The sequence below is a fragment of the Brevundimonas sp. genome (assembly GCF_036402095.1).
In the GTDB taxonomy this organism is placed as follows: domain Bacteria; phylum Pseudomonadota; class Alphaproteobacteria; order Caulobacterales; family Caulobacteraceae; genus Brevundimonas.
The window spans coordinates 1-7069 of record NZ_DASWTO010000173.1; the positions used below are offsets into that span (position 1 = coordinate 1).

7 protein-coding genes are annotated in these 7069 nt (G+C 70.7%); 1 reads left to right on the forward strand and 6 read right to left on the reverse strand.

Going from position 1 to position 7069, the window contains the following annotated elements; all coding sequences use genetic code 11:
• Nucleotides 1-925 (forward strand): ribonucleotide-diphosphate reductase subunit beta (locus VGD32_RS11660; RefSeq protein WP_331032054.1); only part of this gene is annotated, 925 nt, incomplete at its 5' end.
• On the opposite strand, the gene VGD32_RS11665 is transcribed toward VGD32_RS11660, so the two are convergent.
• The 6 genes from VGD32_RS11665 to VGD32_RS11690 form a co-directional block, all read right to left on the reverse strand.
• A complete protein-coding gene (locus VGD32_RS11665; protein ID WP_331032060.1) occupies nt 926-2440 on the reverse strand; it encodes a carboxylesterase/lipase family protein in 1515 nt (504 codons plus the stop codon).
• A gap of 47 nt (nt 2441-2487) precedes the next feature.
• The gene (locus VGD32_RS11670; RefSeq protein WP_331032055.1) at nt 2488-3246 is read right to left on the reverse strand and encodes a molybdopterin-binding protein; all 759 of its coding nucleotides are present in this window, start codon (nt 3244-3246) and stop codon (nt 2488-2490) included.
• Nucleotides 3243-4070, reverse strand: coding sequence for a cytochrome b/b6 domain-containing protein (locus VGD32_RS11675; RefSeq protein WP_331032056.1), 828 nt, complete (start codon nt 4068-4070; stop codon nt 3243-3245). Before VGD32_RS11675 ends, VGD32_RS11670 begins: the two co-directional genes overlap by 4 nt.
• Nucleotides 4071-4146: 76 nt before the next feature.
• Complete coding sequence (locus tag VGD32_RS11680; protein WP_331032057.1) at nt 4147-4590, reverse strand: cell wall hydrolase; 444 nt, start codon at nt 4588-4590, stop codon at nt 4147-4149.
• 100 nt (nt 4591-4690) lie between these two features.
• Nucleotides 4691-6130 (reverse strand): HAMP domain-containing sensor histidine kinase, encoded by a 1440-nt coding sequence (locus VGD32_RS11685; protein ID WP_331032058.1) that lies wholly within the window; start codon nt 6128-6130, stop codon nt 4691-4693.
• 61 nt (nt 6131-6191) lie between these two features.
• Nucleotides 6192-6914 (reverse strand): TVP38/TMEM64 family protein, encoded by a 723-nt coding sequence (locus VGD32_RS11690; RefSeq protein WP_331032059.1) that lies wholly within the window; start codon nt 6912-6914, stop codon nt 6192-6194.
• Nucleotides 6915-7069 lie beyond the last annotated feature (155 nt).

The window sequence follows — 7069 nt, forward strand, 5'->3', positions numbered from 1 at the left end:
GATGCCCGAGGAGGTGCCGCTGGGCGAGGACTGCAAGGACTGGGCGGCCAATCTGACCGACAGCGAGCGCAACCTGCTGACGCAGATCTTCCGCTTCTTCACCCAGGCCGACATCGAGGTCCAGGACAACTACATGGAGCGCTACGGTCGGGTCTTCAAACCGACCGAGGTCAAGATGATGCTGGCCTCCTTCGCCAACATGGAGACCATCCACATCGCGGCCTACGCCCTGCTGCTCGAGACCATCGGCATGCCCGAGAGCGAGTTCGGCGCCTTCATGGAATACGAGGCCATGCGCGACAAGCATGACTTCATGGGCAAGTTCGGGGTCGACACCGACGGCGACATCGCCCGCACCCTGGCCATGTTCGGCGGCTTCTCCGAGGGGCTGCAGCTGTTCGCCAGCTTCGCGATGCTGATGAATTTCCCGCGCCAGAACAAGATGAAGGGCATGGGCCAGATCGTCTCGTGGTCGGTGCGCGACGAGAGCCTGCACTGCGAGGGCATCATCAAGCTGTACCACGCCTTCAACAAGGAGACGGGCGCGGTCACAAAGGCGGTCGCCGAGGACATCGTCGAATGCTGCCGCACGGTGGTCGACATGGAAGACAAGTTCATCGACCTCGCCTTCGAAATGGGCCCGGTCAGCGGCATGACGCCGTCGGACATCAAGGCCTACATCCGCTTCATCGCCGACTGGCGCCTGCGCCAGCTGCATCTGCCGGAGCTCTATGGCGCGAAGGAAAACCCGCTGCCGTGGCTGCAGTCGATGCTCTCGGGAGTCGAGCACGCCAACTTCTTCGAGGCCCGCGCCACCGAATACTCCAAGGCCGCCACCCGCGGCTCGTGGCACGGCGCCGCCGGCGTCTGGGACAGCTTCGACGCCATGATGCAGAAGCGCCGCATCGAGGGCGTCGACGCCTGATCAGGTCCCCGGCTGGATGTAGGGAATCCGCCCGAAGAAGCGCCGCTCGTCGCCGCGCGGATCGTTCTGCATCCGCGGCGGCAGGTCCATGATCAGGGTCTCCCGCCGCTCCAGGGAATAGGGCGTCCATTCTGGCAGGCCGGGGTGGTTCGGCGACCCGGTCCGGGCGAAGGCCAGCAACGCCTCGCTCATCAAATCGGCCATGCCCTGCGCCTCCGGCCCGATCGCGCCCGAGCCTTGCGCCGCCAGATTGTCCAGCATCAGCGGGATGTCCGAGGTGTGGAACGCCCCCGTCCGCCCGTTCGGCAGCCGCGCCGGCCAGTCGAGCTGATAGACGAAGGCCGGCGCCCCCTGCGCCGCCCGCATCTCGGCTTCGATCACCGCCGCCCGCCACGACCGCGCCGCCGTCGTCGCCCGGATCAGCACCTGGTCAGGGCTCATCCCCGGATGCTCCCGACGGTACCAGGCGACCACCGCCTCCGGGGCCACATCGATCCGCATCTGCGACGGAGTCAGCCGCCCGGGCAGCGTCTCCCACGTCAGTCCGGCGTTGGCCGGGTCGTTTCCGAGGAAGGCCAGGGTCTCCTCGCGGGTGTTGCCGATGATCATGGGAATGCCAGCCGACTGCGCCGGGGCGTCCGGGAAGAACGGGTGGCGGGGCAGGCTGCGGCCGTCCAGCACCGGCCCGAAATAGAGCGAGCCGCCGAGGATGGGATCGGTCGCTCCCGCCGCCTCGATGAGCCGCTCGACCGGCATCGTCCGAACCTCTTCGATCCGGTCCGGCGTCAGCCCCAGCGCCTCCAGCCACACCTCCGCCCGGCGGGTTGCGTTGAGCGGCCCCGACGCCGTCACCTGCTGCCCGCTCATGGTCACCGCCCGGTGGAACAGCCCCGCGGCCGCCGGCATGGCCATCAGGGTGGCGATCTTGGCCCCGCCCCCGGACTGCCCGACCACGGTCACGCACCCGGGATCGCCCCCGAAGGCCGCGATGTTGTCGCGCACCCATTCCAGCGCCAGCACGAGATCCAGCTGGCCCAGATTGCCCGAGTCCTCGAAGCCCGGCGCCAGCCGCGCCAGCGAGGCGTAGCCCAGCGGCCCCAGCCGGTGGTTGACGGTGACCACCACCACATCACCCTTCGCCGCCAGCCGCGCCCCATGGGTCAGCGGGCTGGACCCGGAGCCGGTCGAATAGGCCCCGCCGTGGATGTAGACGATCACCGGCCTGCGCCCCGGCCGCGTGTCGGGCGTCCAGACGTTCAGCCGCAGGCAGTCCTCGGACTGGTTCGGCTCGCTTCCCCGCTGCGGCGAGGCGGGGCCGTAGTCGACACAGGGCCGCGGATCGCGCCACGGCTGCGGCGGCTCCGGGGGCAGGAACCGCCTCCGGCCCGTGTCCGCGCCATAGGGGACGCCGCGGAAGGCAGACACGCCCTTCTCTGTGACACCGGTTACCGGCCCGGACGTCGTAAGCGCCGCGGGCGTTCGGCCGGCCGCCCTCGCGGCGCCGGCGGCCAGCATCAGCGCCGCGCCGACGCCGAGGCCGAGCGCCCGTCTCGTCGGATGGATCAGATGCCTGCGTACCACTCATACCCCCGGTCTTCCCAATAGCCGCCCTTGCCGCGGCCGATATGGGCGAAGCTCTCCACCGCCTCGATCCGGCGGATGTATTTGGCGTGCTTGTAGCCCAGCTGCCGCTCGACCCTCAGCCGCAGCGGCGCCCCGTGCGGGACCGGCAGGGTCTCGCCGTTCATCCCGTAAGCCAGGATGGTCTGCGGATGCCGGGCGTCGACCAGGTCGATGCTTTCGTAATACCGGTCGCCGTCCTCCCGCTGATCCAGCGCGTCGAAGCAGTGGAATACGATGTAGCGGGCCTCCGGCTTCAGCCCCGCCTCGTCCAGCAGCGCCTCCAGCCGCACGCCGGTCCACTCGCCGATCGAGGTCCATCCCTCGACGCAGTCGTGTTTGGTGATCTGGGTCTGCGCCGGCCGCGCCCGCAGATCGGCCAGACTCAGCGACAGCGGCCGCTCGACCAGGCCGTCGACCACCAGCCGGTAGCCGGCGAACCCGTCCGCCCTGAGCGCCCGGTAGTCGGCCGCCGCCGGATCGGTCGAGCCGTTGGCCCTGAAGTCCGGCGAGATCTCCGACCGGCTGTAGGTCGGGGCCAGGGCCTCGCGCGGGATCAGCAGCCGCTGCGCCCGCCGCGTCAGCCCCTCGCCCATGCGCCGCGCCTGTTCCGACAGCCGCCAGCTGGCCTCGCCGCAGGCGGAGACGAACGAGGCGGCGGCGGTCGCCAAGGCGCCGGTCAGCCAGCGGCGGCGGTTCATGGCGCGTCTCCTTCGTCGCGGCGGCGCAGCTTCGGCCCCGCCGTCGAGCCCGGCGGCTGGATCGTGAACCAGCCGGTGATCATCGCCCGCATGTTGTTGCGGAAGCCTGTCCAGATCACCAGCCCGACATGGATGACGATGAAGCCGACGATCAGTCCGGCCGAGATGAAATGCAGCGTCCGCGCCGACTGCCGTCCCCCCATGATCTCCAGCAGCACCCCGCCGACGGCGTTGAAACCCGGCGACATCGACAGGCCGGTGACCAGCATCAGCGGCAGCACCACCAGCACCATGGCGACATAGGTCAGCTTCTGGATGACGTTGTAGGTCCGGGCGTGGTCGTCAGCCGGAAAGTGGAATCGCGCGTGCTCCTTCACCGCCGGCCAGAACCCCCGCAGCTCGCGCCCCGTCGGCCACAGCCGCCGCCCGAACCGGCCACTGAGCAGGCCGTACGCCAGGTAGATCAGCCCGTTGATCACGAACACCCAGGCGAACAGGAAATGCCAGTTGCGCGCCTCGGCCAGGTTGCGCCCCTGCGGGATCAGCAGCCAGTCGGGGACGGTCGGCGTGCTCAGCCACGGCTCGGCGAACGTCGAGCGCAGGCCCCAGTACAGATGCGGATGCGCCGCCAGGATGTTCAGCCCGCTCATCAGCAGGACCACGACCGCGGCGACATTGATCCAGTGGGTGACGCGCACCGTCGCGGGATGCCGCCAGACGTCGGTGCGTCCGCCCGGCAGCGGCCTGTCGCCGTGACGCCCGTCGCCGCCCGGCGCGGGCTCGACCGGTGAAACGGCGGGCGGATCGGCGGCGGCGTCGGTCATGGCGTTCCCCCGGCAGGCGGCGGGCCGACGGTGTCACGCCGTCAGGCGCGCCGCAACGCCGCCGCAAGGACGCCGGTCAGGGACGGGGCGGCGGAGCCATGTCGCAGACGCGGCCGGCGGCGCGGCAGGCGGCCATCTCGGCCTCCCAGGCGGCGTGGTCGCGTGCCCATTGCGCCTGGGCGCTGCCCGAGGCCGTGCTGTCGGCCTGCCACTGCGAGCGCTGGGCCTCGGCCCGCGCGGTCTCCTCGCGCCAGCGCGCATTGGCCTGCTCATAGGCCGCGCGGGCCTGGGCGTCGGCCTCGTCCGCAGCGGCGTTGCGGGCGGCGATCTCGGCGTTGAGGCGGGCGGTGGCGGCGACCTCGGCCGGGTTCTGCTTGGAGTCGGGCGCCCGGTGATATTGCTCGCCGCGCAGCCGCAGCCATTCCTCCGAGCCCGGCGTGGGGCTGCCGGCGGACTGGGCGAGAGCGGGAGCGGCGGCCAGCGCCAGGGCGACGGCGGCGGTCAGGGTCGTACGGATCATCACGGGCTCCTTTCGAGTGCGCGGCGGCCCGGCGAGCGGGCCGCGCGGCGGTGATCTGCGACAGATAACGCCGATCCCGCCATTTGGAGCCGCGCGGCCCTCAGTCCGGCAGGCGCAGCTCGAACGTGGTCCCGTCCGGTCCGGTGTCGACCAGCGCCAGCTCGCCGCCGTGGCTGATCGCCAGTTCGCGCGAGATGGTCAGGCCCAGCCCGGTCCCGTCGGACGTCCGTCCGCTGACGAACGGCTCGAACAGCTGATCGGACAACCGCGGCGGGATGCCGGGCCCGTTGTCGGCGATGCGGATCACCGTCTCCCCGCCGGCGTGTTCCGCGCTGACCTTGACCACGCCCCTGCGGCCGACGCGGGTCGCATCGCCCTCGATGGCCTGGCGGGCGTTGCGCATCAGATTGACCAGGATGCGGTGCAGCTGGTCGGGGTCGGCATGGACGGTGAAGCGGGCCGGGATCGCCTTCGTCAGCCGCACACCCTCCTCGGACAGGCCGGAGTCCTCGGCCGCTACGGCCACGGCGGGGGCCAGGGCGAAGCGGGTCCGTTGCGGCTCCGGCTCTTCGCTGCGACCGTATTCGAGGACGTTGCGCGACAGGGCCGCCGCACGCCCCAGCGCCCGCTCCAGCCTCGGCAGCGCCTTGGCCACGATCGGGTCGGGGGAATCGGCCAACCGTTCGGACGCGATCTGGGCCGAGGTCAGCATGTTGCGCAGATCGTGATTGATCTTGGCCACCGCCTCGCCCAGCGCCACCAGCCTGGCGCGCGAGCGCAGCGACTGGCGCACCTCGTCCTGCATCCGCGCCAGTTCGCGCTCGACCCGGCCGATCTCGTCATGCCGGTCGCTGGGCGGATCGCCCTCGGCCTCGGGATCGAGGGCGAAATGCTCGATCGACCGCGTCACCCGCCGCAGCGGCTGCAGCACCAGCAAGGCCAGACCGCCATACAGCAGCCCGCCCGCGACGAGCGAGATCAGCAGCGACGTCAGCAGGCTGTTGAGCAGGAAGGTGCGCAGCTCGGCCTTCAGCGGCTCGGCGGGGGCCAGAATCTCGATGAAGTCGCCCGACCGGTAGCGCGGCCTCGCCTGCACCCGGATCGACCGGTCGGGGTGGCCGAACAGGGTGCGCCACGGATCCAGCAAGCGGGTGACGGGCCGATCCTCGCGCAGGTCGATCAGATCGGGCGTGCGCGGCAGGTTGGGAGCCTGCAGCAGCAGGCGCCGCACGCCCTGGTCGCCGACGACCACAGCCTGCACCCCGCCGATGGCCAGCAGCTGTTCGGCGACGTCGTCCTCGACGGCGGAATACGGCAGGGCCTCGACGCCGACCGAGGCCAGTTCGGCCGACTGCAGCCGGTCCAGCAGCCAGCGTTCATGGAAGCTGGCCGCGCTCGGCGCGATGATCAGCACCTCGACCACCACGGTGAAGATGAAGGTCAGCGCCAGCAGCCGCCACGCCAGGGCGTCGGGCGCATGAAAGCGCAGCCGCTCACGCCAGTCGGCCGGCACGCGCAGCCCGCGCCGGACATCGCTCAAAAGGGGCCGCGCCTCGCTCATGCCGGGGCTAACGCAAAGCTTGGGCCAATGGCTGCGTGCATCACGCCCGCCTCCGCCGGTGCAGCGCCGCCTGCGCGCCCTTCATGGCGAAGGGCAGCACCACCGCCAGCACGAACACGCCGGCCATGGGTGCCCAGAACTGGTTGAACAGGGCCTGGAAGTCGGGATCGGGATCGCTGACCAGCAGGGTGTTCAGCCGGGCGCCGATCCAGCAGTAGATGATATGCGCCGGCAGCAGGCCGATCACGGTGGCGACGGTATAGGGCGTGAGGCGCACCGCCATCATGCCGGCGGCGATGTTGATCATGTGGAACGGGACCACCACCGCCAGCCGCGCGCCCAGCACATACCAGAAGGTGTCGCGGTCGATCGCCGTGCACACGGCCTGCATCAGGCCGGCGTCGCGCTCGGCCTTGCGCCGCAGAGCCTCCCCCAGCGCCGACCGGGTCACGGCGTAGACGACCAGGGCCCCGCCGGTGGCCGCGATCGAGGTCGAGACGCCGCCGACCCACGGCCCGAACAGATAGCCTGCGGTGATGGTGACGAAGAACACGCCCGGCACCACGCTGGCGGTCAGGGCCGCGAACAGCAGCATCAGGATCAGCAGGCTGAGCACATAGTTCTGGGCGGTGAAGGCGCGGAACGTCTGGCCGTGGTCGCGCAGGGTGTCCAGCGACAGATAGCGGTTCCAGCCCATGGCGAAGATCAGGGTGATCACGCATCCCAGCGCGATGAGGGGCAGGAAGCGTTTGACCCGGTGCATCGTCTCTCCGCTGGCCGCTCGCGGCGTTGACACCACGGGCTTCCCCGCTTATACGCCCGCCCTTCCCGCGACGGACCTCTTTCCGCCGCCCACCTTGTTTTCAGTCCCAGGAGCCGACCGTGAAGCGGACCTATCAGCCGTCGCGACTCGTGCGC